This is a genomic window from Saprospiraceae bacterium, from assembly GCA_016712145.1.
In the GTDB taxonomy this organism is placed as follows: Bacteria; Bacteroidota; Bacteroidia; order Chitinophagales; family Saprospiraceae; genus Vicinibacter.
On the sequence record JADJRO010000003.1, the window covers coordinates 210,705 to 229,563 of the forward strand.

Consider the following 18,859-nt stretch of genomic DNA (forward strand, 5'->3'; position numbering starts at 1 on the left):
TGTTGATATCAAAAGATGTAATTTTCATGATTTATTATTTTTGGCCTTTAAATATTTCTCCTTTTACGATTACAAATGTTGTTGTGTTAAGATTCTCAATATTGTCAAAAGGATTTTTTTCTAAGATTAACATGTCAGCATATTTCCCAACTGCTACACAGCCGTAAAAATTTTGCTTTGACATGAAAATTGAAGGATTGATGGTTGCTGTTTTTAATGCTTCATAGTTTGACAATCCTGCCTGAACTAATAATTTCAGTTCCTGATGTAAACTTATTCCCGGATATACATATGCCATTCCTGCAAAATCGCTTCCTGCTAAAATCATTACTCCCATTTTGTGCAGGTGATTTACTAACTGCATTTGTGATTGAAATGTTTTATTCAGTCCTTCCCAATCCGCAAGTTTTGTGTGCCTTGTCATTCTTTTTCCCCAAGCTGTTTGCCATTCACTCAAAAGAGAAGCAGAAATATATTTTGAGTAAGTTCTGTTTACGATTGAGGTGTCACGAACTTTTGTTTTCAATTGATAGGTGATAAGTGTTGGACAGAGAAATGTGTGATTTGTTTTCATCAGATTGGCGATACTGTCTAATCTGTTTTTGTTGTCTTCCCAAATAATATCCAACCTGTTCAGATGTTCAATACTTTTCTGTCCTAAGGAAATCGAAATTTCAGGTTCAATGTATTCAGAAAGATGTCCGGCAAATTGAATATTATATTTTGTGCAGAAAGTTGAAATATCTCTTAGCTGTTTTTCTTTAATCAGAGAATAGGTTTTGAAAAAATCAGCACCGCTATTTTTTAAACTGTCAAGAAGTACTGTTATGTTGGTTTTATCGTCAACAGGCATTGAAAAGTCAAAGTAAACAGGAGGGTTTCCGTCAATCATTGGACCTGCTCCGTAAATATCCGGCTTGAAGCTTTGTGATTCGGCTTTGAAACTGTTCATGATCTTTAAGTCGCCTCCCATATCACGAATGCCGGTGATTCCATTTTTTAACAAAACTGGAAACAAGAGTGTGTCATTATTTTTATCCCAACACAAATGGAAGTGCATATCCCAAAGTCCGGGACATAAATATTTCCTCTTTCCGTCAATGTATTTTGGATTGGTTGAAACTGATTCTGTAAATGACTTGCCGATAAAAATAATCAACTGGTCTTTTACAACTACATCTTGTTTATGCAATATTTTTCCGGTTGTCACATCAACTATATTGATGTTTCGAATAATTAAAAGGGAAGATTCGTAATTTGGTTTTTGTGCTTTAACATTACTGCTGATGCCAATAAGAAAAATGAGTAGATGGTATTTGGTTATTTGCGCCATAAAAAATTTAGTTGAATATCAGTTCGCACCATGATATGCTTCTTTAAGCCAACCCAACAATTCTGAATTTACTTCTGCTATGGTTGTCAACACGACACGATGTGTACACATTGAACCGAAGGGTCCCGAATCCTGCAATCTTGATGTTGTTGGCTTGTCTTTAAATTTTAATCCTAAATCTATTCGGGTTTTTGTTGCAGGTTTGATAATAGCAAATTGTTTTTTTCTTATGATGCTTACGCTGTCTTTTTTTGGTGTAACAGTAAGATCACTACCGAACTTTTTAATTTCAGCAACTAACTTTTCGTAAATTGATTTTAGTTCTTCCTTTCCTTTATACTGGATGCTCAATAAATCTGTATCTGCTATTGATGCGGCATCAGTTATTTTTGCTTTCAAGGCAACAAAATTTGCGAAGCCATAAGACAAGCCATGTTCGGCTTTGAGGAAATTTATTATCTCTAAATGCTTTTCAATTTTTGATTGCTTGACTATTTTAATCCAATGGTCAAGCGACTTTCCGGTTTTCTCTAATAATCCTTTTTCCATTTTTTAATTATTTTATTTCCATACACCTAAAATTGCTCCCATCAATGTGAACGATACAATCATGTAGCCACCGTTTATTATAACATATTTCAGTGGTCTGTTTTCAAACAATGCAATAATTGCAATGCCAAGTGCCACCCAACCAAAACCTGTCAAAAATCCCGCAATAGTTCCATACGCTAAATCTTCTTTGCCAATAAACATTGCAAGGTTTAAAGACATAAGGAAAGCCAAGAAGAAAGACAGTCCGAATACAACTGGCATATTTCTTTTCTTTAAGTCTTCAAGGTTGAAATTATTAGCAGCCATCCAGGATTTTTCAAAGATAGAATACCACAACCCGCCAATCAAGAAGGTTGATAATGCTGCAACAATTATTGCAAGCCAGTTCAGGTTTTGAATTACTTCTGCAAAGTTCATTTTGTGATAGTTTAAAATTTATTTGCAAAGATGAGTACTTTCTTTTTGCCTGAATAGTAAAAAATTAACCTCTTTTGTCCAATGGAAAAAAGTTTGTTTGGTCTCTTGTAAAATCCATTTTAGGAAACTCCTGTGGATTGAAACCAGAAAACAGAAAAAACTCCTTTATAAAATGTGATTGGTCAGAATAGTCGCAACTGTATGCAATATCTGCCCATGATAGTTTTTCCTTTTGATTAATCATTTTCAGGATTTCATTGAACCGTAAAATGCGGTGATAATATTTAGGAGTAAGCCCAACATACTTTTTGAAGTGTTCAATTAACTGCTTTTGCGATGCAGGATAGCTGTCAACTATATTTTTCAAGTTGGATAAAGGTTCTTTTTGGAGTCGCTCTGTAAAAGTCAACAAATAGTCTGGGGCTTCTTTTTTGCTGTCAAATCTCTCTAATAACCAGTTTGAAACAAGTTCAAATTTTGACTGGGGAGATTCTGTCAAAAGAATATCATCTCTCAATTTCAAAATTTCTTTTCCAAATATTTCGTTTGCTGAAACTACTTTATCATTTAGTTTCTGAATAGGGTAATGTAAAAATGGAAATGCACCTGTAGGCTTGAATTGGATAACAAGCATTTCGGAATTTTGATGTGCCGATATTGAAAGGAAATTACGATGTGTACCCGAAACCCAAACTTTTGTAAATGTGCCAATCTGTGCTAATGTTTCATTGTCATATGTATTTCGTGGTATATTGTCTAATTCAAAAACTACAAAAACATGCCCTGTGGGAACAATTCTTTCTATTGAATGGTCAGGAGAGAGGCCCTTAAAATACAAGATTGATTCAAGGTGCTTTTTAAGGTTAGATGGAAGGTGATATTGTTCAAAAATCATATTGTTATAGTTGAAGAAATAACCTTTTTACAATTGGTCAAGTGTCATTTTTGTTGTAGGTTAATAGTTTAGCAAGTCGTCTGTTACGCTTGCCTATAACGTTTTGCAGCTACCCGAAGGGCGGAACTTATACCACAAAACTTGATTTGAAAAACTAATGTTTGATTAACCTCAAAACTGTCTTTGGAACACAAAACCCCGCCTTTTGGGTAGGTGCTGTTATCGGCTGCCTTTCTTCTTTTCATCTGGTTCAGTCAATGTTTCTACAATATTTTTTTAGTCATTTTGTAGTTTATGATTTCAATGTCTTGAATTATGATTGTCTGCGGTGAGATTATTTTAAAACCTTTCTTTTCAAAAAATGGTCGTGCCGTTTTACTTACGTCTGAATGAATAGAGGTCGCACCATTTTTAATTGCTTGTTTTTCAATTTCAGAATACAATTTGTCGGCAATGCCTTGTCTTTGTTGGTCTTTGTGAACATAGAGGAAGTCCAAATAGTCGTTGTTCTCTAATGAAGCGTAGCCAACTATTTTATTGTCGAACTCAGCAATACGAAAATATTGTGTAGATAATTTGTCTGTCCAGCGTTGTGTGTTTTTTATTGAAGAAGTCCAAACTTTGATTTGCTCGTGTGAATAATCGTCTTTACAAATTGTCGAAATGGTGTCCACAAACATTTTCTGCATTTCACCCAAGTCGTCCAATTTTGCATGTCGTGTCGTTATTCCTAAGATTTTCATTACTATCAATTTATTCATAGAAAGGCAGGGCAGCGAAGCTGTCCCACCTTTTTTATATTATTTCATTGAGTGAAGTGCAATTTTATTTCCTTCTGTGTCGGTAATGTGAGCCATAAAACCATTTCCACCTATTGAAGTTTTAGGCAAAAGAATTTTACCTCCAGCGGCTTCAACTTTAGAAAGTGGAACGCTTAAATCTTCGCCCCCGTTTAAATAAACTAATGCACCTTTTGTTGAAGGTTCAAAACCTTCGTATTGTGCAATTCCGCCACCAACGCCTCTTTCCATATCACAAGGTAGCATACCATATTTTCCATCAGGGAAAGGCATTTCCATAATTTCAGCACCATACAATGTTTCGTAAAACTTTTTTGCTCTTGCGAAATCTGTTACTGGGATTTCGAACCAGTTGATTGAATTTGTCATTTTGTTTGATTTTTATTGTTTATAAATGTAATTATTTTTTCTTCTTTTTTGATGAATTGGCTTTGCTGTTGAACTCTAAACAAAGATTTATCCAGTAGTCAAATTCCTTTTGGGTTTTCATCCCCGTGTCGTCCACCATTACATAACCTTTCATCGGTCTGCCTGTGAAGTCCATAATGCGACAACCTTTTTTTTCTAAAACGGTGTCTTGCATTTCGGGTGCAATGCGACACATCAGTTCATCTTTAATTATGCCAATGCACATTTTGTCGTTTACCATAAATGTCAAACCGCCCATCATTTCTTTTTCGTCAATGTTAGGAAGGTCTGCAAGTTGCTCCCGAATACGATTTGCTAATTTTTCGTTGTATGCCATTTGTCAATGTTAGTGAGTTTCATTGGTGTCGTCATAAGGTTGCCGATAACGGTCTGGCTATACACGCTGGACCGCCAAACCAACGTTAACCAAAAGTAAAAAATAAATTTTAAATACCGAAAGAATTAAAATAGAATCCGGGAGTTGAAGGCGGTATGGCGTGTGTAGCCTGTTACTGGTTCGTGATGCTGTTCCAACAAGTAAAAATTTAAGGATGTAAAATTAAGTACGACGCAAAGTTGAATATAAAGCCAAACAAGAGCGATATGAATTCAAAGTACAATCATTTTGGCGTCCCTCTTGCATCATGTGCAGTAACGGTTTGGGGCTTTGCGATGGTGGGGAATTAAAAGCACAAAAGCTCAATTCAACACTAATGCCAAATATAAGCACAAATGTTGAATTAAGCACTGAAGCCCCACTATCGCAAAACCCCTGTTAGCTGCTGCCCGTTTTCTCGGTTTATTCTTTCCAATCTTTTACTGCGTTTTTATAGTCTTTTGAAATTCCCCAATGTGAGGTCAAAATAACTTCTACGTTTGGAATATTCGTAATTTTTGAAATTGATTTAGTTGTCATATCGTGGTCAAGGTCAAAGAACTTTACGGAATGTCCAAGTTTACCATCGTGTAAACTCAAAATGTCGCCAGTAAATAAATTCTTTTCGTTTACTTGGTAGCACATTGAACCACTTGTATGTCCTTCTGTTAGTATGCAGTTGATTTTATGTTTCCCAATTTCAACAGTTTGATGGTCGTCTAACAAAATGTAGTCTTTTCTACTCAAACTGTTGTTATAGCCTGGCATTTTTTGCTTCTCTCCATTAAGCATTTTTTCTTCGTTTCTCGCCATATACAATTTGGCATTTGTAAACAAAGGAAGTCCTGCAACGTGGTCCATATCAGAGTGTGTCAAGAAAACTGCAATTACTTCTTCAGGTTTAATATTCAGTTTCTTTAATTCTGTTTCAATTACTTTTATATCTTTACCTGCGTCAATTGCAATATAACCTAAACTGTCTTTGATAAGGTACATATTTACAAATTCGTCTTTTATAGCGTATCCGTGTTCTGAAATTTGTCCTGTTTCCACAGGTGTCATTTTCCCCGTTTCGGAACTGAATTTATATAAAAAACCTACTACTACTAATGCGATTATACCTACGAGTACTCCAACTCCAATAAGTATTCTTTTAACTATTTTGTTCATTGTCTTTAATTTTTAAAATTATTTCTGCAAATCTACGATGCTGAAATTGGTTAAAACGATAACAAAAGATACAAAATTCAAGTCGCTACTTTTTAGCCAAACGATTTCTAATTCTACTTAAAGAAACTCTTGTAATGCCTAAAAACGAAGCGATTTGGTGTTGGGGAATTCGTTGCAATAATTCTGGTCTATCTTTTTGAAGCATTAAATATCTTTCTTCTGGACTGTTTAAAAGATAAGAAATAAACAAGTCGTGCAATAACACAAATCTTTGTTCAATGGCTTTTCTTATAAACTCGTTCATTTTCGGAAATATGTCATACAATTTTTCTTGGGCTTCGTGAGTAAGTACCAAAACTTCACATTCCTCTAATGTTTCAATAGCAACTTTACTTGGTCTTCGTGATAGAAAACTGTCATAAGAGCCAGCAAACATATTTTCTGTAAAAAAGTAAGTTGAAAGTTCTTCTCCGTCTTTTTCGCAATAAAGTCTTATGCAGCCTTTTATTAAATAATAAACTTCATCTGAAACCTTTCCTACATCAAGAAGATGAGTTTTTTTCTTAAATTTTTTAGCTACAAAATAAGGCATAATGATTTCTAATTCACTGTCGTTAAAGTCGGTGAATTGTCTGAAAATGTCTATTTTTTCTAGTACACTCATTTTGATTATCGTATTTTTTTGAACAACAACTATCTGCTTTTTAATATATCCAAAATGATTGGTTTTAAACCAGTAAAGAAAAACTCAACAGCAATAACCATAACTATTAGTCCCATTATTCTCATCATAACATTTATGCCTGTTTGCCCAAGTAGTTTTATCAATTTAGATGAACTATACAGGATTAAATAAGTAACAAACATTATTAGACAAATTGAAAGCATTAAAATAATTTTTTTTTGAATGTTATTGGCATCTTCCATTAAAACAATTGCGTTTGTAATAGCCCCGGGTCCACAAATCATAGGAATAGCTAAAGGTGTTATTGAAATGTCAGTTACATAACTTTTTACTTCATTGTCTTTGATTTTCACTTGTCCAAGTCTAGCTTGAAGCATATCCATTCCCATAATAAAAAATATTACACCCCCAACAACTCTAAAACTATTTACTGAAATACCAAAAAAGTTAAATAGGAGTTGTCCTGTAAAGGCAAAAGCAACTATTGTTATCAGCGATACTATAGAGGCTTTCTTTGCAGTTTTATTTCTGTCAACAACGGATAGGTCAGCAGTCATTGACATAAACACAGGCATTGTCCCTAATGGATTTATTAAGGTAAAAAATGAAGTGATACATAAAAGTCCAAATGAAATTGTTTCTGTCATATTATTTTTATATAAACTATTTATCAAGTTCATTTATCTACTGCAGACTGTTTCGGTCGGGTTGCAGCTAACGTTTGACGGCTTGGCGAAGGCGGGCAATTAAAAGCACTTCACTGTCGCACCGCACCAAAGTTAATTAAAAGCACAAACGGTTGAAGTTCCGACTGCACGCCCGCTTTCGCTAAGCCCATGTTATAGGCTGCTCTTCTTACTATCATTGTTTCTTGCTATTTAACAAGTTGTCCTTTTTTGCTTTTTCAATTAGGTAGTTTGTAAATGAAGAACAAGCAATTAAAAAGAATTTTGCATCTTCAAAGTCAACAGGTTGCTCGTCCATTAAAGCATGTCTAATACCGTTTTTGTCATTTGTATATGCGTAAAGTTTTTCAAATCCAGCCTTAAGTGTTCCACTTATTTTTTGGTGTTTATCAAGTTTATTTAATGCCTTGCCTAATGTGTTTTCAGTTGGCTCAATAATTCGTGAAATCACTTCGACCATACTAATACTTTCTTTGATAGAATTTCGATAGTCTGGTTTCGGCTTTTGCGAAAGAAGTTCAATAGCAGAATTCAAATGTTCTTGAATACCTGTTAGTCCGTGTTGTTCAGCTGAACTTTGTGTCTGTTTTAGCTCGTTAATTTCAGCTTCATTAGTTACAGGAATAAACTTGTTGCCTGTTAAAGTATAGGCTGAATTGTTCGCTCTTAGTTTTGCATTAACGTAATCTTCAAATTCTAAATATTGGTATGTGTGGCCGTCCTTAATGTTTCGAAAAACAAACTCAAAAAATTCGTAAACTTTATACCAAGTTCCTTTTTCAATGTGTTGTCGAGTAAAATTACTGAATTCATAGTCATAATCGGGGAAATCGTCCAGAGCTTTTTTGAAAAAGTGAACCCAAAGAACTTGATGCAAAGTCCGAAAAGTATCTTTTGAGTAGTTCTCTGCATTTTCAAGTCTGCGGTAGATGAAAATATAAAAAGCATTCCATAACTCTGTCCGCAAAACGTGGTCAATGTTGTCTGCCTGAAAAGGAATTTCAATTGGTTCAAATCCGTAACGTTTTGAAAATGGTAAATTGTCTTTGTCTATTCCCATATTGATAGTCTATGTTCGTTTTGTCGTCTTAGAGTAGCCTATAACGTATGAGTATACACGCGGTCACGCCGCTTGGATGCAACCAAAGAAATGCTTTTATATATTTTCACTGTAGCCAAAAGTGAAAGAGAATGTCGGATCGGTGGGATCGAGTGTATACATTGTTACCGCTAGTGCTTTAAAGCATTACTCCGCATAATCATTTCTATTAAGAACCAACACTTGGAGGATTATAATCAGAACTTTTTATAATGGCGTCAAATTCTTCTCTAGTTACATTTCTAGAGTTTAACATAGTATAAACGACACTATTATTTAGTGTCATGACTGCATTACTTGCCAAAGAATTATCAAAGAATTCTATTAAACTTTGTTCATTTAGAATATCTCCATTGAGCGAAACGAGTTTATTATCGATACAACTATTAACAAATTTTACACCGACAAACAAACTGTTACTTTGATCAAGTGTAATAATCCCATCCCATCCAAACGCTTTATGCAGCACATCCCTTTCTTTAGAACGTGAATTAATATATTTTAGAGCGCAACTCACTATTTTCTTGATAATCTGAATTTTAGATTCCATTATAATTTAATTTAAATAGATAAAAACAATACAAAGTTATCTGAATTTTATAGATGAACGGAGATTAATTACAATTATTTTCTTATTTCCTAAAGGACCGAAGTGATACTTCCTAAACTAAGATGTATTAGTGGTAACGTTTTGCAGCTACCCGAAGGGCGGGACTTTTGCCACAAAACTTGATTTGAAAAACTAAATGTTTGATTAACCACAAAACTGTCTTTGGAACACGAAACCCCGCCTTTTGGGTAGGTGCTGTTATGCCTTCGTTGTTCTTTTTCGGTCGTGGTTTGTCTGTCCATTTTGGTCTGTCTTTGTGCGTTGGCTTGGTGGCTCTTTTGGATTTTTTTGTTTGGCTTTGTGCTGTTGCAAAAAATACAAATGTGCCACCAAATGCGTTGGCTTTAGAATGGTAAAGTTAGTTCGTTGTCGATATAAATTCTTTCTTTTAAATTCAAATTGGTCTTCGTGTTCTTAAAGTCGTTACACTCGTAAAGGTCGTTAATTTTATTGTCTGCCGTGTCGAAAATAATGCTCATATAGTTATTGCTGTTGTTGCCGATGAAAGTATAACCATTCTTGGTTTTGTCACAAGAGTTGCAACTGCCCTCAACTGCAAACAAATAAGTGTCGCCAAGGTCTGCAAATGTGGCAAATGCTTGTTGAAGTTTACTAATAAACAAATACTTTTCAAAGTCCTGATAGGTTTTATCGTTGTCTAAAAATGCATCCACCATTTCAATATCCATTTTTTCGATGAAGTATTGAATAGCTTGGGTTTGGTTTGATATTTTATTTTCAGTCAGTTGCATTTATAAAATATTGATTTTGTTTGAGTTTAAACTTTTAACTAGGAAATCACAGAGTGCACCAAAAAATTTATGATAATGAGAAGATGGATTTTGATAAATTCTGTTTATAATATTCTGCTGGTAAGATGTGAATCCATTTGGTCCTCTATGAAAAGTATTTCTTATTAAGGTAATTTCATATAATGTATCAAAAAGCTCTTCAAATTTTTCTTGCAATACATTTTCTTCAAAATACAAAACGAATAAAACAGCCCTCAATTTTACTTGAAAATCATTTTTTTTGTCTTTGGAGTTGGCATTTGGGTTGTTGAAATAGGTATCATAATCTGCATCGCTAAAATAACTCGGACTTCTGTTATAATCGTTATACTTAAAAATTATGTTTTGAATTTTAAAACCAGTCGAATATGGTGTCAATACAAATTGTCTTGCAACATTGTCAAAACTTCGGTTTGCAAAAGCTTTATTTGTTCGATTTTGTAAAATGTGATTCCATAATTTGCTTTGATTATTTGTGTTTTCTATACTCCACAATTGTGTTACAATTGCTTCTATTTGTTGGTATATACATTGGCAAAATCGCTCAAAGTTATCCCTTCTTCGCTGGTGTTCCATTTGAGTATAATCTGCAAGTAATTGTTCTTTAATTATCTGTGGAAAATTTACAAAATAAGGGATTGAAGAATAAAACTCGTTTGCTTGTTTTGCAATTACACTTTCAATTGAATATTCTTGAATATCCGTAAGTCGTAACTTTTGAAATGCAAATTGGTCTTTGGCGTGTTTAATAAAAAGCCGTTCGATTTCTTGCAAGTTTGGGTTTGATGGATTTGACAGTTTTAAGTCCTGCATTTTGTCAAACACATTCATCAAAAACTTTAGCTTTTCGCTTTCTATTTCTTCATTTGTCATTTGAATATTGTTTTCAATTTGTTGTTTGCATTTGTATATCCGTTTCTATCTAATTCATTAAGTATTTCAAGAATTCCCTTTGATAAATCTGAAGACTCGTAGTTTGAATCTCTTTGAATTACTGTTCCAATTTCCGTTTTGTTATTTTTGCCGGTCACTTCACTGTACAATTCGTCAAAATTCATTTTTTGTTTCAAGAATATTTCATCTTTTGCACCTCTAACCATACCCAAGAACAAAATTTTTCCATTGAGGTAGTTGTAAAATTGAGGCGTTGTACCGTTATACCTTAAAAAGCCTTTTTTCTCTGGAAATTGAACTAAGAATTTTTGTTGTGTCGCATTAGTTCCAAATTTTTTCCAACACATTAACCAGAAACGAACATCTTTCAAATATTTTCTATCGACATTGCTCTTTCTATTTACAATTATGCCTGTTACAGATTGTCTTTCTCCTCCACCTTGAAGTCTTTCTTTTTCAAAATTAATTTTGAATTTCTCTTGAACTTCGATAAGGTCAATTAGTATTTTTTTGAATGTTTCATCAAATACTGGTTTGTTGGCCGAAAATGTAATGTCATCCGCATACCTTGAATAAGTTGCATTTATACTTTTTGCATATTTATAAAGTTTTTTGTCAAGCCGTTGGCAAATCAAATTTGTTAGCGTTGGCGATGTTGGTGCACCTTGTGGTAAGCAACCATTGTCGCAACAAAGGTTTGCTATTAGATAACCCAAATATCCTTTTCCTTTCTCGTCCGATGTTTTCTTTTTGTCTTTGTTAGAGTTTATTTCATTTGCATCAGTCAAATTAAAAGGGGCTAAGCCCAATACAGCTTTAATTCTTCTAAATTCTGTGCTTGGGAAAAAGTCTTTTAAGTCGGTGTTAAAAACAAATTGTTTTCCGATATGCACTTTAGCATTATCAACAATGCTCTTTCTAGGTACAAAACCAGTAGCGGTAAAATGAGGCGTAAAAACAGCATTCAATATTTCGTGGATGCATTTTTGAATGGTTTTCAGCTTGTAACGTGGTGCTGAAATTGTTCTTTCGCCACCACTTTTCTTTTTTATAGTAAATTGTTTGTATCTGTTGACAGGTTTAAAAGCATAATAATTTAAGTGCTTTGCCTCAATTATAATAGTTGTTTTTTCGCTACGTTTTGGAAACTTCAAGGCATACACCCAACTTAACAGTTGAGCCAACTCCTCAACGGTCTCGGTTTTCGCAAAGCGAACTTTAATTTCTTCTATATTTTCAGGCGTTAATCGCATATTATATTTTAAAAATGAAGTGCCAACTGATTTTCTTTATGGATGAATCCATCATAAATTCAATGATGGCAATATTCATTTATTCATATTTTATTATAATATATTAATTACTGATATATTCAATAACTAAATGTTCATTATAGCTCAATGCTGAACAATTAAAATAACTACCATTTAAACAGCCATTGCTGGCCGACATTGCAAATCGCAATGAACAGTTCAAAATCTTTTTGTTGGCACTTCAAGGGTCAAATTTAGTCGTTTATTTTTAACATTAATTGTTTACAATATTGTTTATTTCACCATGAGGGACATACTCTCCCTCCCAAATACCAGTTAGTAGATACAATTCGTAAAACAAAATCCATTCGTAAATCCAGGGGATTGTATATTCTGCAATGCTTGTAGTGTCTTTCCATTTCAAATCTCCAGGATAAAACAGGCAGAGTGAACCTTCTCTGTAAATATGAATGTTGGCGTTAGGTTTGATTGACGGATTGAGAACATAAACTTGTGGGAAGCATCCAGCCCTAAACTCTATACGAACATCGTATGCATTTGCATCGGGTTTAAATTCGCCCCTGCAAATCAGAGTGTCATTTTCAATTCTGCATTTGAGAAACGAAAACTTTTCTTCAATCTCTCTCTTTTGCATTATTGCTGACAAATAGGAGTTTGGCTGCTTTTGCCCATGAAACTTTGTGTGCAAACGACCGCCATAAAATTTATGTGGTTTGCTGACAACACCGCTTGTATTGCTTTGAAGCAATCCTGTTGTAGCAACAGAAACCTTTGCTGACTGCATTGCCTTTGCAGTTTCTCTGATTTTCTCTTTCTCAATTTCGGCTTTAATCAGAGCATCTCTTTCAGCAACATCTTTTGCAACAAACTTTCTTTGTTCTGCATCAAAAGCTGAAAGCAAATTTTCACGAAACTTTTCTTGCATCTCAAAACTTTGCACGACAAGTTTTTTCACAGCATCAGGATTTTCAAAATCAATTGTGTAATCTTTTGCAGTTGACCACCAGTTTTGAAACTTACTTGAAAACGATTGCACAGTTTCAGAATCATACTTTGCAAAGTTTTCATAATTGTAGTTTGCCACTTCGGTAAAATTGAACGAACCACCATACGCAAGTGTGCCGTCAACAATCAGAAACTTTGCGTGCATGAATCCCTTTACACCCGGTGCGTTAGATCCTGTTTTTAAAACGGTTGCACCTTTGCTTTGCAATTCTCTTATTGACGAGTAACGCCAAACATTCAAAGCATCACAAGAAAGAAGCAACTCCACTTTTTTCTTTTGTGCAGCTTCGCCAAGTTTGCTGATTAATACTTCATCTGTAAGCCATGACACAGCAATTTGAATTCTGTTTTCGGCTTTGTCTAAAAGGGCAATGATTTGCTCACGATTGTTGTTGCTCATATTTTCCATATTTCGTTTTTTAATATTGATTTGATGATGCAAAGATGAAACCCATGTGTTCAGTCAAACTGAACTGATAAATTTTTATTTTCTTTGCTTTTTAAATTGTTTATTTGATTACGATGCAAACAAACGCTACATTTGTTCAGTGAAACTGAACAGATATGTCAATAAATAAAAAAGCACTAACACGGTATCTTGCTTACGATAGGTGTCTACGGAATACAGGAGCCAAATACACTCGGCAACGATTAATAGATGAAGCCAATAAAGCCTTATTAGAAGAAGGTTTGGAAGGAATTGGAAAAACTCAATTTTATGCAGATATGCAGTATATGGAATTGTCGGAATGGAAAGCCCCAATTGAGAAATACAAAGATGGAAGAACAGTGTATTTCAAATATTCCGATTCGGCATATTCTATAAATAACCAACCTTTAAACGAAACAGAAGCAAAGCAATTAAAGTCTGCTTTGCAAGTATTGTCAAGGTTTAAGGGCATTCCGCAATTTGAGTTTATCAGTGAAATAATTCCTGCCATTGAATCTAAACTTGGTTTGGTAAGCCTCGAAAGAGAAGTTATGTCATTTGAAAATAATTTGGATTATGAAGGTTCAAAATTTATTACGCCTTTATTCAATGCTATTGTAAACAAACGGTCTTTGACCGTTGAATATCAAGACTTCAAAAGTCCTTTGCCTTATACAATTGCCTTTCATCCTTATTATTTGAAACAATACAATAACCGTTGGTTTGTCTTCGGTTACAATGAGTTTACAAAAAATGAATACTGGAATATGGCGTTAGATAGAATTAAAACCATTGAGGAAGCCAAAGCCAAGTATATTGAAACAGAAGTCGATTGGGAGGACTATTTTTATGATTTAATTGGCGTTACTAAAAAAGTTGATGATGAGTTACAAACTGTCAAGTTGTGGTTTTCTCCAAGTCAAGCCCCGTATGTCGTAACGAAACCAATACACCCAACACAAAGAAGTAAAAACACAGAAGATGGTCTTGAAGTTACCATTAGCGTTGTCCCCAATTATGAGTTAGAAAAGTTGATTTTGTCCTTTGGGGAAACTGTCAAAGTGTTAAGTCCAAAGTCCTTTCAGAAAACAATTTTAGGTCGGATAAGCAAGTCTGCTGGTCTGTATTAGCGGTGCGGTTGGGCAAAATTAAATGTGGTGTTTTTGGGTCGGCTTGTGTGGTGCAAAACACCTCTTTTCATTTTGCGAAGGGTTGGCTTTTGTCGTCCGTTGTCAGCACAAATGTTGATGGTTGCACATTCGTTCTACAATGAGGCATAACGGTCTGGCAATACACGCTGCACCGCCAAACGCAAGTTGACCAAAAGTAAAAAATTATTTTTATAACCGAGAAAAATTAAAAGTAAAACCAAAAGATGATAGCGGTGTAGCGTGTAGTGCCTGTTAGGGTCACGTGATGCTGTCCCAACAAGTGGAACATTTTAAACCTCAATATTAAATCTGCTGCAATTGATTTTTAAAAGCCAAGCAATAGCGACATTAATTAAACAAAAATGCTATCTTTAAAAAATTCTTGCATCATGTGCGCTAACGGTTTTGGCATAGACGCTGCACCGCCAAACATTTGCAACCAAAATTAATGAATTAAATTTTAATTACAGGAAAAAATTAAAGAGAATGATTTAAGATGCCAGGCGGTGTAGAGTCTATGCCATGTTAGGCGACGTTTTTACTAAACGTTTATGAACTTAGCTCTTTCAATTTCGTCCATCTCATTGTATTCATACTTTGATAAACAAACCAATTCCTCATCACCTATTCCTCTTATTTGTACTCTTTTTATTATAAATGTATCTTTATAACCAGTGCCCATTAAAGCTGGATTGATTCCTCTTCTTGAGAAACAAAAAGTCAATGAATTTAACTTTTGCAATCTGGCGGACATATTAATACAGGGTCCGACAAAATCATTTCCGTTTCCAACACTATAAATTGCACCCCTTGCTATTCCACATCTAAGCCTTGATGGTGCAGAAGTAATTTTGGATGATATCGAAGGTAAAAATTCACTTTTATATTCTTTGCAGACTTCATACATCATAACTACTACATTTCTTATTGCAGTATCAGACATTTTATCTGTATTCCATAAAAATAGGATTCCATCACCAAGATATTTAGATAAAAATGGTAGACTTGAATATAATTTATAACCATCCTTAAATGATTTGCTTATCGATACTTTTCTAATTTTTTCGAAAAGCCAATTTAAAAAGTCATTTAAATACTCTGGAACCGCCAATTGTGGATCTATTTGTTTACAAAAGGATGTAAACCCTTCTAAATCAAACATAACACTTAAACTATTAATTTGCGTTGATTTCACATCAATTTTACCTAAACCAAGTATATCTGGATTAAACTCATTAAAACGATCCTTTTTTAGAATTGAGATCAATTTATCCTTATGTTTAATCTTTAAATAATCAGTTGAATTAATATTAAATATAGCCATTTCATATTTTATTTTAAATGTCGCCTAACGGTCTGGCAATACACGCTGCACCGCCAAACGCAAGTTGACCAAAAGTAAAAAATAATTTTTACAAACCGAAAAAATTAAGAGTAAAACCTAAAGTTGATAGCGGGGTAGCGTGTAGTGCCTGTTAGGGTCACGTGATGCTGTCCCAACAAGTGGAACTTTTAAACTGCTAAAAAAATCCGCTGCAATTTATTTTTAAAGGCCAAGCAATAGCGACATTAAACGAACCCAAAAGCTATCTTAAAAAAATTCTTGCATCATGTGCGCTAACGGATTAGTATACACGCGGTCCCGCCTCTTGGAGGCAGCCAAAGTTACCGTTTTATTTTTATTTACCTATCACCTAAAAGTGAAAAATTAAATCCAGATCGGCGGGATCGAGTGTATACTGTGTTGGTGGCAGGCAATTTCTTATTTAAATAGTTCTCTTCTGATTTTTTCTCCTGCAGATTCTACTCCGTTTGAAATGTCAATATAAACGATACCCGAAATATCAGAAGGAATATCTAAATTGCCTTTATGAAGCAAGATTACATTTCCAGATTTTCTTCCAAAAATTCCTAAAAAATATCCGAGTTCTAAAATTACATTTTGCCTTGCGCGATATTTATTTATATTATCTTCTTTTCCGTCGGATACATAATCATCTGGAGTTAATAGTATAAATGCAATTGTTGCTTTGGAAGCATATTCTTCGAATTTTTCAATTATCGCCTTTCCGAAGTTAGGTTTTTCATGAAGGATTATGGGTTCAGGTAGATTCAAAGTATTTTGCAAATAATTTTTCAAGTCCAATTTAGCTATTTCATCATGCCCGTGAACAATAAAGACTTGATATTCCTTCGCATGACGAATGCTCTTTTCTTGTTCTAATGTAATTTCGGTTGGAAATAAATGCAATGAGTTTTCTAATGTTCTCAATGCCCTTAACAACCTTGATTTTGCATCAAAATAATCCGTATCATGAATATAGCCTTCCCATGGGACTATATCCGTCCAATTATCGCCAAATACCTGTTTAAGGGAATTCTCTGCATATGAAAACCACTTTTCGAATTTAGTCCGTACGGAAGAAGGGTCATTATAGGCTACATAGCCATTTTTTATAATTGTTTCTAAAATTAATTTCAATTCCATAGAAATGCGTAATTATATCACCTTAATATTAATTAGTTTGCTTGCCACCAACGGATTAGGCATAGACGCTGCACCGCCAACGATTAACAACCATAAGTAAGAAATTAGTTTTTTATTACTGGAAAAAATTAAAAGAGAATGATTCTAGATGCTTGGCGGTGTAGAGTCTATGCCATGTTACAAGCAGGCCTTTCTTATCGCTTCACTAATTTGTTCAATTGCTCTGGATCGCGTCGACAATCCCAAACGATTAGAACCAGAATGTGCTCACTCATTATTTCATAAAAGATGATATATTCTAGTATCACAAAACCTCTAACATTATCATTTTCAGTAGGAATTGATAATAATGGAAACTTTTCTATTAATTTAGCTGAATCACGAAATGTTTTTAATAGCTTTTTACTATAGGCTGATGATTGATTTCGAGTGTCAAAAAATTTCTTAATGTTTTTTAAGTCGTTCTTTGCGTTTTGTGACCAGACAATTGGCTTAGTCATCTAACAAATCTTTAAATGCTTCTTCTGTTGTATAATAACGGCCACTTTTATAATCATTTCTGGCTTCTTCAATCAACATTTTTTGTTCTGCATTTAAAGTAATGACTTGTTTAGTTTCCTGTATATCTAGTAAAAGAGTATAAACCTCTTGAAGTAATTCTTCATTATCTATATTTTGTATCCCGTTGATTATCTTTTCTTTAACTGTAGCCATATTCAATTAATTTATGCTAATATACAAATTTTGAAATTAATCACTACGCTTTGGCTTGCTAGTAACGGTCTGGCAATACACGCTGCACCGCCAAACGCAAGTTGACCAAAAGTAAAAAATTATTTTTATAACCGAGAAAAATTAAAAGTAAAACCAAAAGATGATAGAGGTGTAGCGTGTAGTGCCTGTTAGGGTCACGTGATGCTGTCCCAACAAGTGAAACGTTTTAAACTGCCAAAAAAATCCGCTGCAATTGATTTTTAAAAGCCAAGCAATAGCGACATTAATCGAACCCAAAAGCTATCTTAAAAAAATTCTTGCATCATGTGCGCTAACGGTCTGGCAGTAAACGCTGCACCGCCAAAGGGAAGCTAACCAAAAGTAAAAAATATTTATTAAACAACCGAAAAAAATTAAGAGTAAAACATAAAGTTGCAAGCGGTGTGGCGTGTGCTGCCTGTTAGTGTCGCGTGATGCTGTCCCAACAAGTGAAAAGTTATAAGCTGCAATATTAAATCTGCTGCAATTCATTTTTAAAGGCCAAGCAATAGCGCCATTAATTAAACAAAAATGCTATCTTTAAAAACCTCTTGCATCATGTGCGCTAACGGATTGGCTATACACGCTGCACCGCCAATGGTCTGGCAGCCAAAAGTAAAAAATAATTTCTAGTTACAGAAAAAAATTAAAAGAGAATCATTAAAGTTGGTGGCGGGGTAGTGTGTATAGCCTGTTATAGGCCGCTATATTTTATTAATGTTTGCAGTAACTTTTCTATTCCTTCAGAATTTGGTCTTGGTGCATCTCCATACTGCAATTTCTTGTATTTATCAAAAATTAAATAAGTTGGATAAGAAGAAATTTCATATATTTTTTCAAACTGTTCGGTTTGTTTTACATTCAATATGTAATGATCACCTGGAATTTCATTTTTTGTAATATAATTTTCGGCTTCTTCGCGGTCAGAGTATAGGCAAAAACTTATAAATGAAATATTCTTATTTAGGAACTTATTGTACAAAGCTTTGAAATAAGGTTCTTGATATTTACATCCGCGACATCCAACAAACCAAATAACAAC

The 18,859-nt window shown here is 34.1% G+C and carries 23 protein-coding genes; 2 read left to right on the forward strand and 21 right to left on the reverse strand.

Translation table 11 applies throughout. The annotated features are described in order from the left end of the window. Positions 1-34: 34 nt before the first annotated feature. The 12 genes from IPK91_13450 to IPK91_13505 all read right to left on the reverse strand — a co-directional run bounded on the left by IPK91_13450 (position 35) and on the right by IPK91_13505 (position 8,971). Positions 35-1,333, reverse strand: coding sequence for an amidohydrolase family protein (locus tag IPK91_13450; protein ID MBK8298252.1), 1,299 nt, complete (start codon positions 1,331-1,333; stop codon positions 35-37). 18 nt (positions 1,334-1,351) lie between these two features. Continuing rightward, positions 1,352-1,882, reverse strand: coding sequence for a DUF4287 domain-containing protein (locus IPK91_13455; GenBank protein MBK8298253.1), 531 nt, complete (start codon positions 1,880-1,882; stop codon positions 1,352-1,354). 12 nt (positions 1,883-1,894) lie between these two features. Next, positions 1,895-2,302 (reverse strand): DUF1761 domain-containing protein, encoded by a 408-nt coding sequence (locus IPK91_13460; GenBank protein ID MBK8298254.1) that lies wholly within the window; start codon positions 2,300-2,302, stop codon positions 1,895-1,897. Between the two features lie 64 nt (positions 2,303-2,366). Then, positions 2,367-3,197 carry an AraC family transcriptional regulator gene (locus tag IPK91_13465; protein MBK8298255.1) on the reverse strand — a complete coding sequence of 277 codons (831 nt, stop codon included), beginning with the start codon at positions 3,195-3,197 and terminating at the stop codon, positions 2,367-2,369. A gap of 263 nt (positions 3,198-3,460) precedes the next feature. Next, positions 3,461-3,940: a GNAT family N-acetyltransferase gene (locus IPK91_13470; GenBank protein ID MBK8298256.1), complete on the reverse strand. Its 480-nt coding sequence runs from the start codon at positions 3,938-3,940 to the stop codon at positions 3,461-3,463. Between the two features lie 57 nt (positions 3,941-3,997). Beyond that, the gene (locus IPK91_13475) at positions 3,998-4,366 is read right to left on the reverse strand and encodes a VOC family protein (protein MBK8298257.1); all 369 of its coding nucleotides are present in this window, start codon (positions 4,364-4,366) and stop codon (positions 3,998-4,000) included. A gap of 31 nt (positions 4,367-4,397) precedes the next feature. After that, the gene (locus IPK91_13480; GenBank protein MBK8298258.1) at positions 4,398-4,742 is read right to left on the reverse strand and encodes a TfoX/Sxy family protein; all 345 of its coding nucleotides are present in this window, start codon (positions 4,740-4,742) and stop codon (positions 4,398-4,400) included. A gap of 462 nt (positions 4,743-5,204) precedes the next feature. Further along, positions 5,205-5,951 (reverse strand): MBL fold metallo-hydrolase, encoded by a 747-nt coding sequence (locus tag IPK91_13485; protein ID MBK8298259.1) that lies wholly within the window; start codon positions 5,949-5,951, stop codon positions 5,205-5,207. 85 nt (positions 5,952-6,036) lie between these two features. Beyond that, the gene (locus IPK91_13490) at positions 6,037-6,615 is read right to left on the reverse strand and encodes a Crp/Fnr family transcriptional regulator (GenBank protein MBK8298260.1); all 579 of its coding nucleotides are present in this window, start codon (positions 6,613-6,615) and stop codon (positions 6,037-6,039) included. Positions 6,616-6,644: 29 nt separating this feature from the next. Next, entirely contained in the window at positions 6,645-7,283 is a 639-nt protein-coding gene (locus IPK91_13495) for an NAAT family transporter (GenBank protein ID MBK8298261.1), read from the reverse strand. A 214-nt stretch (positions 7,284-7,497) separates the two neighbouring features. Continuing rightward, positions 7,498-8,382 (reverse strand): hypothetical protein, encoded by an 885-nt coding sequence (locus IPK91_13500; GenBank protein MBK8298262.1) that lies wholly within the window; start codon positions 8,380-8,382, stop codon positions 7,498-7,500. Between the two features lie 208 nt (positions 8,383-8,590). After that, on the reverse strand, positions 8,591-8,971 hold the full coding sequence (locus IPK91_13505) for a hypothetical protein (GenBank protein ID MBK8298263.1): 381 nt from the start codon (positions 8,969-8,971) through the stop codon (positions 8,591-8,593). A gap of 200 nt (positions 8,972-9,171) precedes the next feature. Here IPK91_13505 and IPK91_13510 point away from each other — a divergent pair, with 200 nt between their 5' ends. Further along, on the forward strand, positions 9,172-9,387 hold the full coding sequence (locus IPK91_13510) for a hypothetical protein (protein MBK8298264.1): 216 nt from the start codon (positions 9,172-9,174) through the stop codon (positions 9,385-9,387). Here the strand turns inward: IPK91_13510 and IPK91_13515 are convergent. The 4 genes from IPK91_13515 to IPK91_13530 all read right to left on the reverse strand — a co-directional run bounded on the left by IPK91_13515 (position 9,376) and on the right by IPK91_13530 (position 13,404). Next, positions 9,376-9,783 carry a hypothetical protein gene (locus IPK91_13515; GenBank protein MBK8298265.1) on the reverse strand — a complete coding sequence of 136 codons (408 nt, stop codon included), beginning with the start codon at positions 9,781-9,783 and terminating at the stop codon, positions 9,376-9,378. The genes IPK91_13510 and IPK91_13515 overlap by 12 nt on opposite strands. Next, a complete protein-coding gene (locus tag IPK91_13520; GenBank protein MBK8298266.1) occupies positions 9,784-10,695 on the reverse strand; it encodes a hypothetical protein in 912 nt (303 codons plus the stop codon). It lies immediately after the preceding gene. Next, positions 10,692-11,969 carry an RNA-directed DNA polymerase gene (locus IPK91_13525; GenBank protein MBK8298267.1) on the reverse strand — a complete coding sequence of 426 codons (1,278 nt, stop codon included), beginning with the start codon at positions 11,967-11,969 and terminating at the stop codon, positions 10,692-10,694. Before IPK91_13525 ends, IPK91_13520 begins: the two co-directional genes overlap by 4 nt. Before the next feature lie 274 nt (positions 11,970-12,243). Further along, positions 12,244-13,404 carry a DUF1669 domain-containing protein gene (locus tag IPK91_13530; protein MBK8298268.1) on the reverse strand — a complete coding sequence of 387 codons (1,161 nt, stop codon included), beginning with the start codon at positions 13,402-13,404 and terminating at the stop codon, positions 12,244-12,246. 155 nt (positions 13,405-13,559) lie between these two features. Here IPK91_13530 and IPK91_13535 point away from each other — a divergent pair, with 155 nt between their 5' ends. Continuing rightward, positions 13,560-14,555, forward strand: coding sequence for a WYL domain-containing protein (locus tag IPK91_13535; protein MBK8298269.1), 996 nt, complete (start codon positions 13,560-13,562; stop codon positions 14,553-14,555). Between the two features lie 562 nt (positions 14,556-15,117). Here IPK91_13535 and IPK91_13540 read toward each other — a convergent pair. The 5 genes from IPK91_13540 to IPK91_13560 form a co-directional block, all read right to left on the reverse strand. Beyond that, positions 15,118-15,900, reverse strand: coding sequence for a hypothetical protein (locus tag IPK91_13540; GenBank protein ID MBK8298270.1), 783 nt, complete (start codon positions 15,898-15,900; stop codon positions 15,118-15,120). Between the two features lie 438 nt (positions 15,901-16,338). After that, on the reverse strand, positions 16,339-17,064 hold the full coding sequence (locus IPK91_13545; GenBank protein MBK8298271.1) for a nucleotide-binding protein: 726 nt from the start codon (positions 17,062-17,064) through the stop codon (positions 16,339-16,341). Positions 17,065-17,258: 194 nt separating this feature from the next. After that, positions 17,259-17,564, reverse strand: a complete 306-nt coding sequence (locus IPK91_13550; GenBank protein ID MBK8298272.1) for a type II toxin-antitoxin system RelE/ParE family toxin — start codon at positions 17,562-17,564, stop codon at positions 17,259-17,261. After that, positions 17,557-17,778, reverse strand: a complete 222-nt coding sequence (locus tag IPK91_13555) for a hypothetical protein (protein ID MBK8298273.1) — start codon at positions 17,776-17,778, stop codon at positions 17,557-17,559. Before IPK91_13555 ends, IPK91_13550 begins: the two co-directional genes overlap by 8 nt. A gap of 733 nt (positions 17,779-18,511) precedes the next feature. Beyond that, the gene (locus IPK91_13560; GenBank protein ID MBK8298274.1) at positions 18,512-18,853 is read right to left on the reverse strand and encodes a hypothetical protein; all 342 of its coding nucleotides are present in this window, start codon (positions 18,851-18,853) and stop codon (positions 18,512-18,514) included. Between the last annotated feature and the right edge of the window lie 6 nt (positions 18,854-18,859).

Excerpts from the sequence above, each read along its gene's own strand:
- IPK91_13495 (MBK8298261.1), bottom strand. The coding sequence starts at position 7,283 with ATGACAGAAACAATTTCATTTGGACTTTTATGTATCACTTCATTTTTT.
- IPK91_13555 (MBK8298273.1), bottom strand. The coding sequence starts at position 17,778 with ATGGCTACAGTTAAAGAAAAGATAATCAACGGGATACAAAATATAGAT.
- IPK91_13475 (MBK8298257.1), bottom strand. The coding sequence starts at position 4,366 with ATGACAAATTCAATCAACTGGTTCGAAATCCCAGTAACAGATTTCGCA.
- IPK91_13515 (MBK8298265.1), bottom strand. The coding sequence starts at position 9,783 with ATGCAACTGACTGAAAATAAAATATCAAACCAAACCCAAGCTATTCAA.
- IPK91_13535 (MBK8298269.1), top strand. The coding sequence starts at position 13,560 with ATGTCAATAAATAAAAAAGCACTAACACGGTATCTTGCTTACGATAGG.
- IPK91_13455 (MBK8298253.1), bottom strand. The coding sequence starts at position 1,882 with ATGGAAAAAGGATTATTAGAGAAAACCGGAAAGTCGCTTGACCATTGG.
- IPK91_13550 (MBK8298272.1), bottom strand. The coding sequence starts at position 17,564 with ATGACTAAGCCAATTGTCTGGTCACAAAACGCAAAGAACGACTTAAAA.
- IPK91_13465 (MBK8298255.1), bottom strand. The coding sequence starts at position 3,197 with ATGATTTTTGAACAATATCACCTTCCATCTAACCTTAAAAAGCACCTT.
- IPK91_13540 (MBK8298270.1), bottom strand. The coding sequence starts at position 15,900 with ATGGCTATATTTAATATTAATTCAACTGATTATTTAAAGATTAAACAT.
- IPK91_13480 (MBK8298258.1), bottom strand. The coding sequence starts at position 4,742 with ATGGCATACAACGAAAAATTAGCAAATCGTATTCGGGAGCAACTTGCA.
- IPK91_13520 (MBK8298266.1), bottom strand. The coding sequence starts at position 10,695 with ATGACAAATGAAGAAATAGAAAGCGAAAAGCTAAAGTTTTTGATGAAT.
- IPK91_13500 (MBK8298262.1), bottom strand. The coding sequence starts at position 8,382 with ATGGGAATAGACAAAGACAATTTACCATTTTCAAAACGTTACGGATTT.
- IPK91_13525 (MBK8298267.1), bottom strand. The coding sequence starts at position 11,969 with ATGCGATTAACGCCTGAAAATATAGAAGAAATTAAAGTTCGCTTTGCG.
- IPK91_13460 (MBK8298254.1), bottom strand. The coding sequence starts at position 2,302 with ATGAACTTTGCAGAAGTAATTCAAAACCTGAACTGGCTTGCAATAATT.
- IPK91_13485 (MBK8298259.1), bottom strand. The coding sequence starts at position 5,951 with ATGAACAAAATAGTTAAAAGAATACTTATTGGAGTTGGAGTACTCGTA.
- IPK91_13545 (MBK8298271.1), bottom strand. The coding sequence starts at position 17,064 with ATGGAATTGAAATTAATTTTAGAAACAATTATAAAAAATGGCTATGTA.
- IPK91_13490 (MBK8298260.1), bottom strand. The coding sequence starts at position 6,615 with ATGAGTGTACTAGAAAAAATAGACATTTTCAGACAATTCACCGACTTT.
- IPK91_13470 (MBK8298256.1), bottom strand. The coding sequence starts at position 3,940 with ATGAAAATCTTAGGAATAACGACACGACATGCAAAATTGGACGACTTG.
- IPK91_13450 (MBK8298252.1), bottom strand. The coding sequence starts at position 1,333 with ATGGCGCAAATAACCAAATACCATCTACTCATTTTTCTTATTGGCATC.
- IPK91_13530 (MBK8298268.1), bottom strand. The coding sequence starts at position 13,404 with ATGGAAAATATGAGCAACAACAATCGTGAGCAAATCATTGCCCTTTTA.
- IPK91_13505 (MBK8298263.1), bottom strand. The coding sequence starts at position 8,971 with ATGGAATCTAAAATTCAGATTATCAAGAAAATAGTGAGTTGCGCTCTA.